Annotated in this window: 13 protein-coding genes; 2 read left to right on the top strand and 11 right to left on the bottom strand. The window is 62.0% G+C overall.

All coding sequences use genetic code 11. The annotated features are described in order from the left end of the window. Positions 1–15: 15 nt before the first annotated feature. On the bottom strand, positions 16–1,464 hold the full coding sequence (locus tag AC07V0_RS02540; protein ID WP_019578622.1) for an aldehyde dehydrogenase: 1,449 nt from the start codon (positions 1,462–1,464) through the stop codon (positions 16–18). 129 nt (positions 1,465–1,593) lie between these two features. Next, entirely contained in the window at positions 1,594–2,424 is an 831-nt protein-coding gene (locus AC07V0_RS02545) for a p-hydroxycinnamoyl CoA hydratase/lyase (protein WP_086945701.1), read from the bottom strand. 212 nt (positions 2,425–2,636) lie between these two features. Here AC07V0_RS02545 and AC07V0_RS02550 point away from each other — a divergent pair, with 212 nt between their 5' ends. Then, on the top strand, positions 2,637–3,125 hold the full coding sequence (locus AC07V0_RS02550; RefSeq protein WP_018927890.1) for a MarR family winged helix-turn-helix transcriptional regulator: 489 nt from the start codon (positions 2,637–2,639) through the stop codon (positions 3,123–3,125). 6 nt (positions 3,126–3,131) lie between these two features. Here AC07V0_RS02550 and AC07V0_RS02555 read toward each other — a convergent pair whose 3' ends face one another. Continuing rightward, positions 3,132–4,442 (bottom strand): OprD family porin, encoded by a 1,311-nt coding sequence (locus AC07V0_RS02555; RefSeq protein ID WP_495019355.1) that lies wholly within the window; start codon positions 4,440–4,442, stop codon positions 3,132–3,134. A 332-nt stretch (positions 4,443–4,774) separates the two neighbouring features. Here AC07V0_RS02555 and mhpT point away from each other — a divergent pair, with 332 nt between their 5' ends. Continuing rightward, positions 4,775–6,001, top strand: coding sequence for a 3-(3-hydroxy-phenyl)propionate transporter MhpT (gene mhpT, locus AC07V0_RS02560; RefSeq protein ID WP_495019356.1), 1,227 nt, complete (start codon positions 4,775–4,777; stop codon positions 5,999–6,001). A 58-nt stretch (positions 6,002–6,059) separates the two neighbouring features. Here mhpT and AC07V0_RS02565 read toward each other — a convergent pair whose 3' ends face one another. From AC07V0_RS02565 to AC07V0_RS02600, 8 genes are all read right to left on the bottom strand, one after another. Beyond that, positions 6,060–7,520: an amidase gene (locus AC07V0_RS02565; RefSeq protein WP_086945703.1), complete on the bottom strand. Its 1,461-nt coding sequence runs from the start codon at positions 7,518–7,520 to the stop codon at positions 6,060–6,062. 16 nt (positions 7,521–7,536) lie between these two features. Continuing rightward, positions 7,537–8,784: an MFS transporter gene (locus AC07V0_RS02570; protein WP_086945704.1), complete on the bottom strand. Its 1,248-nt coding sequence runs from the start codon at positions 8,782–8,784 to the stop codon at positions 7,537–7,539. Positions 8,785–8,794: 10 nt separating this feature from the next. Further along, a complete protein-coding gene (locus AC07V0_RS02575; protein ID WP_495019357.1) occupies positions 8,795–9,730 on the bottom strand; it encodes a SphA family protein in 936 nt (311 codons plus the stop codon). A gap of 78 nt (positions 9,731–9,808) precedes the next feature. Further along, positions 9,809–10,792: a helix-turn-helix domain-containing protein gene (locus tag AC07V0_RS02580; protein ID WP_064617340.1), complete on the bottom strand. Its 984-nt coding sequence runs from the start codon at positions 10,790–10,792 to the stop codon at positions 9,809–9,811. Between the two features lie 144 nt (positions 10,793–10,936). After that, entirely contained in the window at positions 10,937–13,360 is a 2,424-nt protein-coding gene (locus AC07V0_RS02585) for an efflux RND transporter permease subunit (protein WP_086945706.1), read from the bottom strand. A gap of 52 nt (positions 13,361–13,412) precedes the next feature. After that, positions 13,413–14,513 carry a WD40/YVTN/BNR-like repeat-containing protein gene (locus AC07V0_RS02590; protein ID WP_086945707.1) on the bottom strand — a complete coding sequence of 367 codons (1,101 nt, stop codon included), beginning with the start codon at positions 14,511–14,513 and terminating at the stop codon, positions 13,413–13,415. Between the two features lie 70 nt (positions 14,514–14,583). Further along, on the bottom strand, positions 14,584–15,945 hold the full coding sequence (locus AC07V0_RS02595; protein ID WP_018927881.1) for a DUF1329 domain-containing protein: 1,362 nt from the start codon (positions 15,943–15,945) through the stop codon (positions 14,584–14,586). Positions 15,946–15,960: 15 nt separating this feature from the next. After that, on the bottom strand, positions 15,961–17,610 hold the full coding sequence (locus AC07V0_RS02600) for a DUF1302 domain-containing protein (RefSeq protein WP_018927880.1): 1,650 nt from the start codon (positions 17,608–17,610) through the stop codon (positions 15,961–15,963). Positions 17,611–17,744: the final 134 nt, after the last annotated feature.

The following is a 17,744-nucleotide window of genomic DNA, read 5'->3' on the forward strand; positions in this document are numbered from 1 at the left end:
CGCTGCGACAGCTGCTCAGATCGGGTAGTGCCGCGGGCCGTTCTGCAAGGTCACCCAGCGCAATTGGGTGAAGTGCTCGATGGACGCCTTGCCGCCAAAACTGCCATAGCCGCTGGACTTGACCCCGCCGAAAGGCATCTGTGCCTCGTCGTGCACGGTCGGGCCGTTGATGTGGCAGATGCCCGACTCGACCCGCTGGGCCAAGGCCAGAGCACGGCCGGTGTCACGACTGAAGATCGCCGCCGACAAGCCGAACTCGGAATCATTGGCCAGACGCAGCAGCTCTTCATCGCCCTCACCGCGCAGCACCACCGCCACCGGGCCAAAGGATTCTTCGCGGTACAGGCGCATGGCATCGGTGACGCTATCGAGCAAAGTCGGCTGCAGAATACTGCCCTCCAACCGGCCACCTGCGACCAGGGTTGCGCCCTTGTCGAGAGCATCGTCGATCATCAGTTTGATCCGTTCGCCGGCGTTGCTGTCCACCAGGGAACCCAGCACCGAACCTTCCGCATTGGGGTTGCCGGCGGGTAAGGTGGCGATCTTCGCCGCCAGTTTGGCGACAAAGGCATCGGCCACCTTGGCATCGACGATCAGGCGCTCGGTGGACATGCAGATCTGTCCCTGGTTGAAGAAGGCACCGAAGGCTGCGGCCTCGACTGCCGCATCCAGGTCGGCATCTTCCAGCACCAGGAACGGCGCCTTGCCGCCCAGTTCCAGCAACGCCGGCTTGAGATGACGCGCCGACAACTCACCAACGATGCGCCCGACATGGGTCGAGCCGGTGAAGTTGACCCGACGCACCGCCGGGTTGGCGATCAACCGTTCGACAATCGCCGCGGCATCCTGGGGCGCGTTGCTGATGACGTTGACCACGCCGTCACCGAGGCCGGCGTCCTGCAACACCTGGCCGATCAGCCTATGCACCGCCGGGCTCAGTTCCGACGCCTTGAGCACCACGGTGTTGCCGCAGGCCAGCGGCATGGCGATGGCGCGGGTGGCGAGGATGACTGGGGCGTTCCACGGCGCGATGCCGAGCACCACGCCACACGGTTGACGCAGGGCCATGGCGAAGCTGCCGGGCACATCCGAAGGAATGACTTCGCCGGTGATCTGGGTGGTCATGGATGCCGCTTCACGCAGCATGTTCGACGCCAGATGCACATTGAAACCGTACCAGTTGGCCATGGCGCCGGTCTCGCCAGCGGCGGCGATGAATTCTGCGCTGCGGGCCTGCAACTGCTCGGCGGCGCGCAGCAACCGGGTGCGTCGTTCATTGGGGGCCAGGGCCGCCCAGATGGGGAATGCCGCTTTGGCCGCAGCCACGGCGGCGTCGGCATCTTCCAGGGTGGCGGCGGCAACCCGCGACACGATTTCGCCGGTCACCGGATTACGCCGTTCGAAGGTTCGACCGTCTCGGGCGGGGCACGACTGGCCGCCGATCAGCAGGGGCACGTCCAGCATGGTGATTCCTCTTTATTGTCTTTATCGGGAATACGTTCGAGGGGCTCACAGTAGCGCCGAGGCGCCGGGGCGAACAGCTGGCGGACGCTCGATCGCCCGGCCAGCTCGCCTTGTTCTAAACGTCAGGGCTCAGCGTTTGTAAGCCTGCAAACCGGGCTTGATGCTCTTGTCGTCGAGGAACTGCTTCATGCCCTGCTCGCGGCCACCTTCGGTGTCCAGAAGACGCGACTGATCGAGCTTGGCGTACAGGTAATCTTCATTCTGCTCCCAGGTGAGTTCGCGGCAACGCTTGAAGCCGTGCTTGGCTGCGCGCAGCACCACCGGGTTTTTCTCCAGCAGGTTACGCGCCAGCTCGATCGTCACCTCACGCAGTTGCGCCAGCGGCACGCTCTCGTTGACCAGGCCCATCTCGGCGGCTTTCTGCCCGCCGAAGGTCTTGCCGGTCATGATGTAGTACAGCGACTGGCGATGGCCCACGGTGTCGGCCATGGCCTTGCTCACCAGGTTGCCCGGCGGAATGCCCCAGTTGATTTCCGACAGGCCGAAAGTCGCTTCATCGGCGCAGATCGCCAGATCGCAGGCCACCAGCGGGCTGAAACCGCCACCGAAGCACCAGCCGTTGACCATGGCGACGGTCGGCTTCGCGTACATGCGCAGCAGTTTCCATTGCCATTGAGAGGCTTCGCGGCGGATTTTTTCCTGAAGGATTTCCGGGCCGGCGTCCACTTCGCGGAAGTATTCCTTGAGGTCCATGCCTGCAGTCCAGGCTTCGCCCGCCCCCGTCAGCACCAGGACACCGGCGTCCGGATCCTGCTCCAGGGTTTCCAGAACGTCGATCATCTCGCGGTTCAGGGTCGGGCTCATGGCGTTGCGTTTTTCCGGACGGTTGAGGATGACCCAAGCGATGCCTTCCTCGATTTCCACTTTGACCGTTGTCCAGCGACCTTCGTAATTGCTCATGGCGATGCTCTCTTGTTCTTGGCTTGACGATGGGTAAAAACTAAACCGCAAATATAGTTATGTCAATTAACTATTAATAAAATTAACCGAGTTGTTTTCGTGCCTGAAACGGGCGCAGCGCCCAGAAATCTGAAAGAGGTCGTGGCTATCCCCGGCCAATCTCGGCAAACTAGATAGCCTTCTTAACCGCCAGCCCGAGGATTCACCCTGCAATGGCCAAGTCTTCCAAGATTGCCGCCGCCCCCGAGGCGCCTGCCGACAGCCCCGAAACCCAGGCGTCGCTGGACGCAGCCCTCGACGACCTGATCGGTTACGCCATGCGCCGGGCGCAACTGAAACTGTTCCAGAACCTGATTGGCCGGCTCTCGGCCCACGACTTGCGCCCGGCGCAGTTCTCGGCCCTGGCGATCATCGACCAGAACCCCGGGCTGATGCAGGCCGACCTGGCCAAGGCACTGGCCATCGAGCCACCGCAAGTGGTGCCGCTGCTCAATAAACTGGAAAGCCGGGCGCTGGCGGTGCGAGTGCGCTGCAAACCGGACAAACGCTCCTACGGGATTTTTCTCAGCAAGACCGGCGAAACCCTGCTCAAGGAGCTGAAACTGATCGCTGCCGAGAGCGACATGGATGCCACGTCCGCCCTCGACAGTCAGGAACGCGAAGAACTGCTCAGGCTGCTGAAGAAGGTCTATCAGGCCTGAAACGACTTACCAGATCGGCACGGTGTAGAGCACCAGAAAGCGGGTCTGGTTTTCATCGCGAAACGCCGCGCCGGTGGGGAAGTCATTGCGATAGATCGACTTGCGCGCCATCAGCCCGACGTTCTTCAGCGGGCCACTCTGGATCACATACCCCAGCTCCATCTGGAACTCCCGCTCCTTGCGGTCGTCGGCGTTCAGCGCCGCCAGTTCGATATGGTCACCGCGCACATAACGCAGCCGGCTCTTCAGGCCGGGCACCCCGGCGGCGGCGAAGTCATAGTCGTAGATCGCCTGCCAGGTTCGCTCCTTGGCATTGAGAAAGTCTGAGCTCATGGTCAGCTCACTCATGCCCATCAACTCGGTGCCCGACACGTAAGGCGTCGCGGTGTCACCACTGGAGTGCATATAACCCAGGCTCAGGCGATGGCCGCCAAAGCGATAACCGAACAACGCCGAGAGGTTGCGGTTGTCCACCTTGCCGGCCTTGGCGCTGCCGTCCTCGTCGCTGAAAAAACTGCGCAAGTCAGTGGTCAACGTGCCCTCGCCTACCTGCAGCGTGTGCAGCAAGGCCAGGGTGTTCTGCTGATACAGATCCGCCACTTCGGCGTGATAGGCACGCAGGCTCAGATCCTTGTTCACCTGGTAATCGCCACCGACATAGGCCATGTGCGATGAGGTGGCCGCGCCGTTGAAACGCCGGTTCGGCGAGGCGATGCTCATCGGCTGGTAGTTGGTGGAATCGCGCTTGTTGATGCGATCGATGTAGCCAGTGTTGAAGGTCAGCCCGTCGATGTCCTTTGAACTGAGGGTGGTGCCACGAAACGTCTGTGGCAGCAGCCGTGACGGACTGGCGAAAGCGAACGGCAGGAAGATCGACACATCGCCGGTCTTCACCGTGGTCTGGGCAAAACGCATCTTGGCGGTCATGGCCAGGCGCAAATACTCGTCCGCCGCACGCTTGTCGCTGGCGGACACCGGCAACAACTCGGTGCCGCTGCGGTCCGGTGACGAGTCCAACTTGACGCCCATCAGGCCGCGAGCGTCCAGGCCAAAACCAACAGTCCCCGGAGTAAAGCCCGACTCCATATTCATGATGAAACCCTGGGCCCATTCCCGGGCCGCGGTCTTCGCCCCGTCGTCCTTGTAGTCCCGATCCAGGTAGTAATTGCGCAGGGTCAAGGTGCCGTGACTGTCATCGATAAAGCCTTCGGCCAGCGCCGGAGTGGCAATCACACTCAAACCCAACAGGGCCAGATGACGTGCGCGAACAGGTAAGGTTGAGATCGCCACGAGGGCGTCCCGAGGGAGATTTGGCATGTTCGATGTCCACTTATTGTTGTTGTTTTTTTGAACGGGATCGTCGGGTTGCCCCAAGGATCTCCGGTCAGAGAATGGAAACGCCTGAGGGTGGCGTCAATCCACAATGACCGATAATCGAACATTAATATTATTATCTATTTTTTAAATACACCTTCAACCTTACGTCATCACATTGATTTAAATGAAATTAATGGCATTTTTCAGCAAAAAATCTTGGTCATTCATTTTTTAGTTATCTTTGTTAATCTTAATTTCAGCCTGCTATCGCCTACAGCAATCAGGCTCGCGCTCCCCCGTAAGCCCCAACAAAAACAATAATGAGGTTCGCCATGGACACCCCATCACGTCGCACGACGCTGACCATCGCCCTGTGTTTTATCGTTGCACTGATCGAAGGCTTCGACCTGCAAGCCGCTGGCACTGCCGCCGCAGGCCTGCGCCAGACCTTTGCCCTGGACCCGAAAATGATGGGTTGGGTATTCAGCGCCGGCATCATCGGTTTACTGCCGGGTGCCTTCTTCGGCGGCTGGATCGCCGATCGCATCGGCCGCAAGAAAATCCTCATCGGCGCGGTGCTGCTGTTCGGCGTGTTCTCCCTCAACACGGCCTATGTCAGCAGTTTTTCCGGCCTGCTGCTGGCGCGCTTCATGACGGGCCTGGGCCTGGGTGCCGCCCTGCCCAACCTGATCGCGCTGTGTGCCGAAGCCGTGGGTGAGCAACGTCGCGGCACCGCGATCAGCATCATGTATGCCGGCGTGCCGTTGGGCGGCGCGCTGGCGGCGGTGGTCGCCATGCTGTTTGCCGAGCATTGGCAGATGACCTTCATCATCGGTGGTCTCGTGCCCTTGCTGGTGGTGCCGTTGATGGTCCTGCTGCTGCCTGAGTCCAGCGCCTTTCGCCAGCAACAAGGCAGCGTCAACGTGGCGCGCGCGTCAACCGGCCAGGCGCTGTTCGGCGAAGACCGGACCCGCGTCACCCTGGCGTTGTGGCTGAGCTACTTCTTCACCCTGACCGTGATGTACATGCTGCTCAACTGGCTGCCATCGCTGTTGCTGGAACAGGGTTTCAGCAAACCCCAGGCAGGCCTGGTGCAGATGCTGTTCAACATCGGCGGCGCCCTCGGTTCCCTGCTCGGCGGGCTGCTGCTGGATCGCTGCAACGGCATCAAAGTGGTGCTGTTTGTCTACGCCGGGTTGCTGGCGGCGCTGGCTGGAGTCGGCCTGTCGGTGGGCATCGTCCCCATGGCCATCGCCGGTTTTTCTGCCGGGTTGTTTGTGATGGCCGCGCAGCTGGTGCTTTACGCCCTGACACCGCCGTCGTACCCGACCTCGGTGCGCGCCACCGGCGTCGGCGCTGCGGTGGCGATCGGTCGCCTCGGATCAGTAGCCGGGCCGTTGGCCGCCGGGCAGATTCTGGCGGCCGGGGCCGGCACCACCGGAGTTTTGCTGGCGACCTCGCCCGGGCTGCTGATTGCAGCACTGGCAATCATCAGCGTGATTGCCCGCTCGGCCGAGCCGCCGTTGCGTACGGCGAACCCGGTTGCGGATAAAACCTGACCGGGGTGCACTCCTTGTAGCAGCTGCCGAGCCTGCGTGGCTGCTGCTACAGATCGTGTTACGGCGTGGTGCGCAGGCACGCATTCACCGGCGGTACGCGCTGCCGCCAGGGCTGAGCCTGCTCCAGTTGTGCGGCCAGGCTCAGCAAGGTCGCCTCTTCGCCGAAGCGGCCTGCGAAGTGCGCGCCCATGGGCAAGCCTTGCGGGCTCCAGTGAAGCGGTACCGACATTGCCGGTTGCCCACTGGCATTGAACAACGCGGTAAACGGCGAGTAACTGTGGAAGCGCTCGATCAATTCATCGAGACTCAAGCGGTCGTCCCGCAGGTCCAGCTCGCCGATCGGTACCGGTTCACGGGTCAGGGTCGGGCTGAGGATCAGGTCGTAATCCTGCATGAACAGCGCCAGTTGCCGGCCCAGGGCATGAATCCACTCCACTGCTGCCGCGTATTGCGCGCCACTGACCCCGCCCTTGTCGCGCAGAATGATCCGCGTACGGGCTTCCAGCTCCTCGGGCTGTACAGGCGCGCCACGCAATTGGCCCAACAGGTCGACGTAGTTTCGCGTGCTGGCACCGATGATAGTGAACACCTGGTCAAGAAACTCAGGCAGCACCACCGGTAACCGGGCGGGTTCTACCCGATGCCCCAGCGACTCACACAGGCTCGCAGCCTGACGCACCGCCTCCAGGCTTTGTGTGGAAGTCGGCCAAGACCCGATCTGCTCCACCAGGGCGATACGCAATGGCTGCGGAGTCTGTTGTACAGCAGTCACATACGGTTGCGCCGACAGCGGCGCAGCATAGGGCGCACCCAAATCGATTCCCGCCGTGGCGTCGAGCAAAGCCGCGCTGTCACGTACCGATAAGGTGATGCAGTGGTTGGTGCCCATGCCCGCCCAGCCCTCGCCTATCATTGGCCCGGAGGGCAGCAAACCACGGCTGGGTTTGAGGCCGAAGACTCCGCAGCAGGACGCCGGCACTCGCAGCGAACCGCCGCCGTCATTGCCGTGGGCAAAAGGTACTACCCGCGCCGCCACCAGGGCCGCCGCCCCGCCGCTGGAGCCGCCGGCGCTGTGCTCGGTGTTCCACGGATTGCGGGTGGCGCCGAAACGTGTCGACTCGGTGGAATAGGATGTGCCGAACTCTGGTGCCGTGCTGGTGCCGACGATCAGGCAACCGGCGCGGCGCAGGCGGATCACCACCTCGGATTCGAAATCGGCGCGGGCCCCGCCCAGCGCCAGCGAACCATTGGTCATTGCGGCACCCTGCACCGGCGCGAACAGGTCCTTGATCAAGGTCGGCACACCGGCAAACAGTCCGTCCCGAACCTGAGGTTCGAGCGCTGCCTCGCGGGCCTTGTCGTAGAGCCGCTCGGCCACTGCGTTGAGTTGCGGTTCAACCCGCTCCAGTCGCTCGATCACTGCGTCGACCAGCTCCACGGGCTGCACTTCACCACGCCTGACCCAAGCGGCCAGGCCGGTGGCGTCTTCCTTGTCCAACAACTGCTGGATGTCTTGCATGTTTGATACTCCGGATCTATTTCAATGACGAATGGGTGGATGGCACGGAAGAGTTCGAGCGGCGGCGCGATAACCCGGCGATCGCCCAAAGCAACGCGGCAGCAAGACTGGCAAAGGCCAGCCATTCGATGGCGTGACGCAGGTCGCCGGCAAATGCGCCGAGCATCGCCACCACCAAGGGGCTGACGAACTGACCGAAATACAGGCACGCGGTGAAGCCTCCCAATCCCCGACCACGGGTTCTAGCACTCAAGGCCTCCATCATCGGCGCCATGACATTGGGCACCAGCAATCCCGCGCCCAGGCCATGGATCACCACCGCCAACACCACTTGGTTGTAGCTTTGCCCGCGCATCAGCAACCACAACCCGAGCGCCAGCAACAGCAGCAACACCGCATTGGTGCCGGCGATCCCCAAGCGTCGACGCAGCAGCGGCCAGGCCAGGGAACCGCCCAGGGTGGCCAGCAGGCTCAAGCCGGCGGACAGGCCAATCAGGGTGCTGGATGTGACCCCGAGACCCACCAGCAAAATGGGCGTCTGTACCGGCACCACAAAGCTCAGCACCATGCCGACGAGAATCAGCAGATAACCCAACACCAGCGGCAGAATCGCCACCCGCTCCGGTCCCTGAACCTCAACGGACGGCTGCGTACGAACCGGCTCCCAGAGCACCTTCACCATGGCCGGCACCAGCAGCAGCGGCAGCAAATAGAGGAGGAACGGCAAGCGCCAGGAGTGCTCGCCCAAAGCGCCACCAACGACGAAGAACAACGCACCGACCAAACCGATGGTGACCACCTGACGATTGATGTAGCGCAAGCGTTCCTCGCCCTGCCAATAGTCGCCGATCAGGGTCGCGCAACAGGTCATCACCGCCGCCTCGGCCACCCCGAACAGCAGGCGCACGGCGACGATGGACTGCAGATCTCCCAGCACCGCCGGCAACGCGCCGAGCAAGGCATAGAGCAAGGTGGCGATCACCAGCAACGCCTTGCGCCCGACTCGATCGGCGAGCCAACCGGCCAGAGGCGCGCACACCGCAATCGCCAGCGCCGGTCCGGTGACCGCCAGTGGCACCAGCAGGTCGGCCCGGGAAGTGAGCGGCCCGAACTCGGCACCGAGTTTGGGCAGGATCGGCGCGATCATCACCGAGCCCATGATGGTCAGGCTGCTGCCCAGCACCAGCACCAGCCCTTCGCGGCGTCCCGTGGCCTGACGCACGACAGGCGTCGCCAGGGTTGAAGCGCAATGCACAGAAGTCATAGTCCGGTCCTCAGAAACTTTGGGAAACGCGCAAGGCGACGGTGTAGCCTTCGGCGCGGTTGCTCGCGCCCTGCTCTTTGTAGAGGTGCAGCCAGACCGGCGGCAGGCCCGGTTTGACGTAGCTCACCGCTGGTCCCACAGCCAGCACCCTGGCGCGATTGCCACTCGTCAGGCCCGGGGCGTCGTCATCGGTGAACTGACGGTAGTAGTACCCGCCGATACCGGCGGTCCAGGGGCCGAAGTGCTGGCCCACGGCGAACTCATGCCGGTACTCCACGCCGTTCTTGTAGTCAGTGGCAGGGTTGCGCGTGTTGATGTCCACCTCGAAGCTCGATGACACCTCGAAGCCGGTGTCACTGATGTAAGTGGCATTGACGATGGGGGAAAAAGTCCAGTGGGTGAGCCCGGGGGAAATCAGCCGGTTCTTGTCGTAGTCGCCGGTGGGGGTCTGGATCTGAAACTGGGTGTTGACGAACAGGTTGGGCGACAGGTTCCACTGCAGGATCAGCGGCAGAAACTGCACGTCTGCCAGGCGGAACGGATCGGCCTCAAGCTTCAACGGACCGCCTGGCGTCGGCACCTCCAGGGAAGCATCCATCTTGAAGAAAGGCACCACCGTGCCGAAACCGTATTGGGCGCCGAGGACGCTGTAGTCCGTCATGCGCATATAGGCCAGGCCGATGGACAGCACGTCCAGGGAGAGATTGTTGTCCAGAGAACGACCGTGGCGGTCCTTCTGCACGTTGGCCGAATAGTAGGCCGTGCGCAGGCCCAGGGTGCCGAATGGCGTGGCCGGCGGCATCATCCCGGCGCCGAAGTCATAGACGCCCACTGCGGTGGTCGGCGCCCCGTTTTCAGTGGCCTGTGCGCCGGCGCACAGGCCGAACAGCCCCAGGGTGAATACAGTGACGCGGCTGATGCTTGAGTTGTTGTTCTTGTGATTCATCGAATGCCCCTCCCAACCAAATGGTGTGGGCCATCCTAGTAACGACTCCGGTAGGCGGGTTATCCGTTTTCAGCACAGTTAATGGCGACGCAAGGTCTGTGAGGGCGTCTCTCCGAACAGTGTGCGGTAATCGCTGGCAAAGCGACTCAGGTGCCAGAAGCCCCAACGCGCCGCCACCTCTTGCACCCCATGTTCATGGGGGCTGTCACGCAGTTCACGACGCACTGCATTGAGGCGCAACGCCCTTAAATACGCCACCGGATTGATACCCAGGGTTTCCTGGAAACAGTACTGGAGTTTGCGTCGGCTGGCGCCGATGTGATTGCACAGATCGAGGATCGACAATGGTTCGTCCAGATGCCCCAACGCGTATTCCCTGGCACGATCGACCATGCGTTTGCGCGCCGTCGGGTTAAGGGGCGCGGCCTGATCCGGCGCGACCAGCTCCAGCAGTTGCACCATCACGGCATCGCGAATGCCATGACGGATCGCCTCATAGCCCAGCAGGCTGTCGTGGCCCTGATCGGCAGCGGCCAGCTCGTCGAACAGCGCCGCCAACTCAGCCTGCACCGAGGAAGCCCCCAGACGGTAACACTTGGGAAGATCGGTAATTCGAAACCGGGCGCCCTGGCGCTCCAGCACATGTTCAAGGGCCTGGACATCAACCGCCACCCCCAACAGATCCAGATGTTCGGGCGTGCGCAGATCGGGCAAGTGATCACCATGGGCCACCAACAGGCTCGCATCATGAATCGGATGCCCCGCACAAAACACCGCCCCCTGAGCGCTCAGCGGCACGCTGAAGGTGATGGCTCCCTTCCAGGCGCTGCCACTCTTGAGCATCGCCTGATTAGAGCGGTCGCGCGCCAGTTGCATCCATCCGGCGCGAAACTCGATCAACTCACCTTCGAAGCGACCGGGCGTCAGCTGGTCATAGCGTACCTGCCAGCCGTCCATGTTCTGTGCGTGCTGATCGATGTCGTTGGTGCGATAACGATGAATCGCCGCAGTCATGTCCGGCGTACCGGTGGCGCCTTCCACGCTAGGGTTATTGTTATTCATGGACCTTTCCTGTTGGGCACACAAGGCTTGCAGGCCGTTGGGGAGGCAAGTTCCATTCCGCCGTAACAGGCATTGGCGCAATTGTGCCGAAAACAGCTAGTCGGTCCTCACTGTCCCCGTCCTCGTGTAGCGCTTGCCGAGTCCTCAGCCCTCCTTGACCAACAGCCCATGCCGGCTCGCTTCAGGCTTTTTTGCGAAGACCTTCTGCGGCAGCAACAGCCAGGCCAGGGCCGGCAGCAGGATCAGGGCGCCGAGCATGTTCACCAGGAACATGAACGCCAGCAGAATCCCCATGTCGGCCTGGAACTTGATCGGTGAGAACGCCCAGGTCGACACTGCGACCGCCAGGGTCATGCCGGTCAGCAACACCACTTTGCCGGTGAACAGCAGCGCCTGGTAATACGCCTGGGCCAGGGTGTCGCCGGCACGCATGCGAGCCAGGATTACACTCAAGACATACAGCGCGTAGTCGATGCCAATGCCCACGCCCAATGCGATTACCGGCAGTGTCGCGACTTTGACCCCCATGCCCAGCCCCACCATCAGCGCCTCGCAAAGAATCGAAGTGAGCATCAGCGGCAGCATCGCGCAAAGGGTTGCGCGCCAGCTGCGGAAGGTCAGCAGGCACAACAGGCTGACGGCGCCGTAGACCCAGAACAGCATCTCGCGCATGGATTTTTTCACCACGATATTGGTCGCGGCTTCGATCCCGGCGCTGCCGGCGGCGAGCATGAATTTGACCTCTGGGATCTGATGCTCGCTGATGAATTTCTCGCTGGCCTCCACCACCCGATTCAGGGTATCGGCCTTGTGATCGGCCAGGTAAACGTACAGCGACAACATCGAACAGCCCTGATTGAACAGCTCCCGCGGAGCACGGGTTTGCACGGCGCCCAGCGCACCGTCATTGGGGATCAACTCATACCATTTGAAGTTGCCTTCGTTGTAACCGGCCGTGGCGATTTTGCTCAGCGCCACCATCGAGGTGGTCGACTCCACGCCGGGCAATTGCTCCAGCCGCCAGGCCAACGCATCCACTGCCGACAGGCTCGCGTAACGGGTGCACTGATCTTCCGGAGTCTTGATCATGACCACGAAAATATCCGAGCTGGCCGCATAGTTCTGGGTCATGAACAGCGCGTCGCGGTTGTAGCGCGAGTCAGCCCGCAACTCCGGAGCGCCGGGGTCGAGATCGCCGATCTTCAGGTGCAGGCTCACGGCAAAACCGAACGCTGCCAGCAGCAGAGCGCCCAGCATGGCGCCCATGGCCCAGCGCCGTTGGGTGAACAAATCGAGCACGCGCCACAACGGATGCTTGATCTGTGCCTGCAGTTCGGCGTTTTCCGAACTCAGGCTGCGTTGCGCCGCTGCCGGGCTGACACCGATATAGCTGAGCAGGATCGGCAACAGAATCAGGTTGGTGAAAATCAGCACCGCCACGCCGAGGCTGGCGGTGATCGCCAGATCCTGAATCACCCGGATATTGATCAGCAGCAACACCGCGAAGCCCACCGCATCACAGAGCAACGCGGTCATGCCGGCCGCGAACAGTCGGCGGAAGGTATAACGCGCGGCCACCACCCGGTGGGTGCCGCGACCGACGTCCTGCATGATGCCGTTCATCTTCTGCGCGCCGTGGCTCATGCCAATGGCGAACACCAGAAACGGCACCAGCGCCGAGTACGGGTCCAATTCACAACCGAGGATGGCGAGCAGACCCAGCTGCCAGAGCACCGCCACCAGCGAACACGTCACCACCACCAGCGTGCTGCGCGCGCAGCGGGTATAGCCAAACAGCACCAACACCGTCACCAGTACCGCCACCACGAAGAACAGCAAAACTTGAGTCAGCCCCTCGATCAGGTCGCCGACGATTTTGGTGAAACCGGTGATGTGAATCCGCAGGTCATCGCTCTGGTACTTGTCCCGCAGGGCTTCCAGTTGCCGGGAAAACTCGCCGTAGTCCAGGGCCTTGCCGGTCTGCGGACTGATGTCCAGCAATGGCACGAAGATCACGCTGGACTTGAAGTTGCCGGCCACCAATTGACCGACCTCACCGGAACGCGCGACGTTGGTCCGCACCTGTTCGATACTGGCCGCCGAGCCATCGTAGTCGTCGGGGATCACGGTGCCGCCATCGAGCCCCTCCTCGGTCACGGCGGTCCAGCGCGTGGTCGGGGTCCATAACGATTTCATGTAGGGCCGGTCGACACCCGGCAGCAGATAGAGCTCATCGTTGAGCCTGGCCAGGGTGTCGAGATAGTCCTTGGTGAAAATGCTGCCTTGTTTGACCTCCACGGCGATCCGCAGCGAGTTGCCCAGGCCGCTCAACTCACTGCGATTCTCCAGGAAGTTGGCGACATAGGGATGCCCCGTGGGAATGGTTTTCTCATAACTGGCATTGATGCCGATGCGCGTGGCTTGCCAGCCGAGCACCAGCGTCACCAGCAGACACAGCAGGATCACCAGCGGTCGATGGTTGAAGATCGCCCGCTCGGCGAAGTTGCCCGACGCCTGGTCGAAGTCTGCCAGGCGGCCGATCACGGTTTGGGTTTTGTCGTCTTTCAAGTCTGACTCCTGTTGCACGGGCCGTGGCCCGATAGCGCTGCACCGTGAAGATTCAAGGTTTGCCAGAGGCTCGTGGATCCTGGTCAGCGGCCACACCGCTCAAACCAACGCTGGCCAGACTGCCATCGGCCGCCTGTTGCACGGCAGCGACAGTCCCGCCGCTGCGGCTCTGGCGTTTGTCGAAGCTACGACCCTGGTCATGGCTGAATAAAAGCTCGCCGCCCTGGCTGGCCAACAGCAGGCTGCCATCGCGCAGTTCGATGGCGCTCGACAGTGTTGATTCGATGCCGGTGTCGAGGCGTCGCCAACTGCCGCCACGGTCATCGGACCACCAGGCGTTACCGCGCAAACCATAGGCAATCAAGGCGCCGCCGCGAGTGCCGAGCAGGCCGAAAAAGCTGCCTTCATAAGGTGACTTCAAGGCCTGGAATGAATGCCCGGCATCGGTCGAACGCAACAGCAAACCGCGCTCCCCCACCAGCAGCAAATCGTTGCCCGAGACGCGAATGCCATACAGGTTCAGGCCCTGCGGATTGTCCACATGCTGCATCCACGGCTGCCAGCTTCGCCCGCCGTCGTCGGTACGGTAGATCTGGTTGTAGGCGCCAACGACGTAGCCGTGCAGGTGGTCACTGAAGTACAGGTCGAGAAACGGTTTGTCCGGTCCGTCGTCGAGCATATGCCGGGCCTGCGCCAGGTTGCCGGCACCGCCCGGTTGATCGGCATCGCGCTCAGCAGCCTGCACCGCCAGCGCGGCGGCGCGTTCACCGTCGAGTTGCTTGTGCCAGGTTTCACCGCCGTCCTCGGTGTGCAACACCACGCCCAGATGACCGACTGCCCAACCCTGCTCGGCATCGACGAATTGCACCGCCGTCAGGCTGACGCTGACCGGCACACTGGCCTGGCGCCAATTGACTCCAGCGTCATCCGAGAGCAGCACGATCCCGCGCTCGCCGACCGCCACCAGTCGCTCGCCGGCCCGGGTCAGCCCGAGCAATGCCGCGCGCTGGGCCTTGGCGGTCGACAGTGCCGGCTGCTGCAGTACGGCAAACGTGCTCGCCTGGGCGCTGAACACACACGCCATCAAACCCAATGCCAGGACGCAGGCGCCCCGGCGCAGGCCAAAGCCTGCATAGCGTTTTTGCCCCATCATGTCTTTATCCCACTCGCAAAGTCACAGGCGACCGCAGCGCGCACCCTCACCCGCCGCGGCCTCCCCAGGTTCAACGCATGTTTTCGTTGGCCATGGCATCCGGTGTGAAATAGGACGCCGAAGGTTTCGCGACTTTCTGGTACTGGACCGCCAGATCGTTGCTCGAGGAGTTGAGGAAGTAAGCCCCGGTGTCGAGGTTGTAGCTACCCCACATGACCTGCGCGGTAAGGGCCGGCAGGTCCGGCGCCAGCAGCGTCAGCGAATACATCTGCCGTCCAAGCTTGCCCTGGGCGTCATACCCGTCGGCCATCAGGATCTGCCAGGAATCTTCGTCGATGTAGTAGGTGCGACGCGGCACCACATGGCGTTTGCCGGATTTGAGCGTGGCCTCGACCACCCAGACCCGATGTTTCTCCCAACGCACCAGGTCAGGATTGAGGAAGTTCTGCTTGACCAGGTCGTCGCTCTTGGCCAGGCCGGCGCGGTTATTGTTGTAGGCGACGATCAGTTCTTTCTTGCCCATCAGCTTGAGGTCATAGCGATCGGTAGGCCCGAACAGCATGAACGCTTCGTCGAACAGACCGACCCCCGAGGTCACGAAGTCCGGGGTGTCGTAGGCAATGTTCGGCGCACGACGCACCCGGCGCTGGCCGACCAGATACTGCCAGGCCGCGCGGTTGGCCGGGTCCAGGTCCCAATGGGTCATCAGGCCTTCACCGGCCTTGGACGATGGCAACTCGGTCAGCAGCTTGCCCACCAGGTACTTGCCGGAAAAGTTTTCCAGGCTGCCGTCTTCGACGTAGTAGGGAAACTGGTAGGTGTACTGGGCGCGGGTTGCCTGGACCTTCTTGCCGCCGGCGGTCATCAGCCAGGTATCGAAAGGCGAGCTGATGGTGTCGCCGCCCTGCCAGGACAATCGATAGTTCCACAGCACTTGCGTACCGTTTTCCGGGATCGGGAACGGAATGCCGCCATAGGCGCCGGTGACTTTCTCGCTCGCCACGTCCAGCGTGGCGCGGGTGGCATTCTTGCCGGTGTTGTCATACACCCATTGCGGGGCTGCCGCCGAGCGATGGGTCGGGTAGACGTCCAGGCGATAGTCCGGGTATTTCTTCAGCAGCAGTTTGGTGCCTTCGGCCAATACATTGGCGTACTGCTCCATGTTCGAGGCCTTGATCGAGTACAGCGGTTTTTCACCGGCGAATGGATCGGGACGTTTGTCACCCGGTTTGTAGCCCGGCGCGACCTTGGTGTAACCGCCTTGCCAGGCCGGGATGCTGCCATCGGCGTTGCCGGCGCGCTCGCCACCAAGGGGTGTCAGTTCAGTCTTCAAACGTGCAGCCTGCTCAGGCGACACGGCCGCCTGCGCCAGGCTCATGCCGGCAAGGGCCAGGGTGAGGACGCAAGTGTTGAGAAATGCTTTGTTCTGCATGGCGAATCCACCTTATTAGAATGAGGTTTTCACGTAGAGCGAGACGAAGTCGCGGTCGGCCAACGACTGCCCGTAACTGAAATTGCCGTCCTCGCGCAGCCCGGCTTTTGGGGCACCGAAGAAGTTCACGTAGTTCAGGCCGACATCCCAGCGCTGCAGGTAGGTGGCCTTGAGCCCGACACTCCAGTCGCCGGAATGGGTATTGCCGAAGCCCGATTTGTTGACCGCCGAAGAGCGCCCATCGAGTACCACACCCATGCCGATCGGCACGGTCAGGTCGATCCCGTCGACAATCTGGAAGTACGCCGGCTCCACCAATACCCGCAGTGCCGTAGCATCGCGGGTGGTGTTGGCATCCAGCGCGGCGGCGTTCTCGGTCACGCTCAGGGTGCGGTTCCAGGCCAGCTCGGCCAGTGCCGAGCCGCCATCCCAAAATGCGGTGGGCGATAACAGGTAAATCGCCGACAGGTTGGCGTGAGCGGTTTTGCCCCTGGCAAACAGTGAGTTATCGTCGCCATCGGCCGCCACGCCAGGGGCCACCACTTGCAGATTGCTCACCAGCGGCGCGTTCCAGCGCACGGAAGTTTCACCGGCAAAGTTGAACGGCCCATAAGCGGTGGAGAAGCTGACGCCGGCAGTCTTGATGTCTTCGGCGTAGACCTGACGATAGGAACTCAGGATCGGCAACCCCGTGGCGGCCGCAGCCGCACCGTCGAGGTAGGCGTACAGGCCGGTCGGGGTTTTGTCGTGATACTGCGCAGCGTAGAAACCCAACTCCAGCTCGGTGCCGGTCGGCTTGAAGCGGATCTGCATACCGCCCTGCCCCGAATTTCGCGGTTTCAAATCACCGCCATTCACCGTGTCGTTGCCGAACACTTCGCGCAGTGAACCGCTGCCGTAACCGATGGCATCGATATCGCTCAGGTAGCTGCCGGCGCCGGGCACATTGGAGCGTTCCCACTCAAACTGGTAGTAAGCGCCCACCGACAACTGCGGGTTGATCTGCAACTGCCCGGAGATCTGATTGACCGGACGCAGGATCTCCTTGAACTGGGTCCCCGGCACGCTGAGCAACTTGACCACATCGGTCGGGCCCTGGGCATTGGCAATGCCGTTGCCACCGTAGAACAGGCTTTCGCCGTAGATCAGGCTGTGTCGGCCCAGACGCACCACGCCCTGGGAGTCTTCACCGAGGTCACCACGCAGGAACACGAAGGCGTCGAGAATTTCCGCGTCGCGACCGTGGAGCTTGCGGGTTTCGCTGAGGAAATGCGTTTGCTCGCTGCTGTCGGTGCCCTTGTTGTAGATATCGTCGTACCAGGCTGCGCCGCTCACGCGCAGGCCATAGTTTTGCCGGCTGAGGTCCATTTCGGAAAACAGGTCCAGACGATTGGAGACCAGGCCACTGCTGAAGTTTTTATCGCCCTGACTCTGGATCGAGGGATACAGGCCGTTGGCGGTCGGTGCGTTGACCAATCGGCTGTCCTGCCCCTGAAGACGCCAGGCCTGGCTGTACTTGATGGTGTTGTCCCAACGCAGTTTCCAGTCGGAATCACCAAGATCCATTTGCATGGCCTCGACCCTTTCGACCATCACACCGGCGCTGCATAACGCCAGAAACAGGGCGCAATGCTTGAAACGAAAGCAACGTTTAACGTTGTCCATGGACGCTCCTCATTATTTTTATTTTTGCCTGTGCATCTGTGGCGAGGGGGCTTGTCGGAACGCCGCATCGCCCCGTTGGGGCGCGCAACGGCCCTCAAGTAGAACCGGTGCACCGGTTTACGACTGCTTCGCAG

This window comes from Pseudomonas sp. GW821-FHT01E10, assembly GCF_059422365.1.

Bases quoted from the DNA above. Each gene is read 5' to 3' on its own strand.
- AC07V0_RS02540 (WP_019578622.1), bottom strand. From the start codon at position 1,464: ATGCTGGACGTGCCCCTGCTGATCGGCGGCCAGTCGTGCCCCGCCCGA.
- AC07V0_RS02545 (WP_086945701.1), bottom strand. From the start codon at position 2,424: ATGAGCAATTACGAAGGTCGCTGGACAACGGTCAAAGTGGAAATCGAG.
- AC07V0_RS02550 (WP_018927890.1), top strand. From the start codon at position 2,637: ATGGCCAAGTCTTCCAAGATTGCCGCCGCCCCCGAGGCGCCTGCCGAC.
- AC07V0_RS02555 (WP_495019355.1), bottom strand. From the start codon at position 4,442: ATGCCAAATCTCCCTCGGGACGCCCTCGTGGCGATCTCAACCTTACCT.
- mhpT (WP_495019356.1), top strand. From the start codon at position 4,775: ATGGACACCCCATCACGTCGCACGACGCTGACCATCGCCCTGTGTTTT.
- AC07V0_RS02565 (WP_086945703.1), bottom strand. From the start codon at position 7,520: ATGCAAGACATCCAGCAGTTGTTGGACAAGGAAGACGCCACCGGCCTG.
- AC07V0_RS02570 (WP_086945704.1), bottom strand. From the start codon at position 8,784: ATGACTTCTGTGCATTGCGCTTCAACCCTGGCGACGCCTGTCGTGCGT.
- AC07V0_RS02575 (WP_495019357.1), bottom strand. From the start codon at position 9,730: ATGAATCACAAGAACAACAACTCAAGCATCAGCCGCGTCACTGTATTC.
- AC07V0_RS02580 (WP_064617340.1), bottom strand. From the start codon at position 10,792: ATGAATAACAATAACCCTAGCGTGGAAGGCGCCACCGGTACGCCGGAC.
- AC07V0_RS02590 (WP_086945707.1), bottom strand. From the start codon at position 14,513: ATGATGGGGCAAAAACGCTATGCAGGCTTTGGCCTGCGCCGGGGCGCC.
- AC07V0_RS02595 (WP_018927881.1), bottom strand. From the start codon at position 15,945: ATGCAGAACAAAGCATTTCTCAACACTTGCGTCCTCACCCTGGCCCTT.
- AC07V0_RS02600 (WP_018927880.1), bottom strand. From the start codon at position 17,610: ATGGACAACGTTAAACGTTGCTTTCGTTTCAAGCATTGCGCCCTGTTT.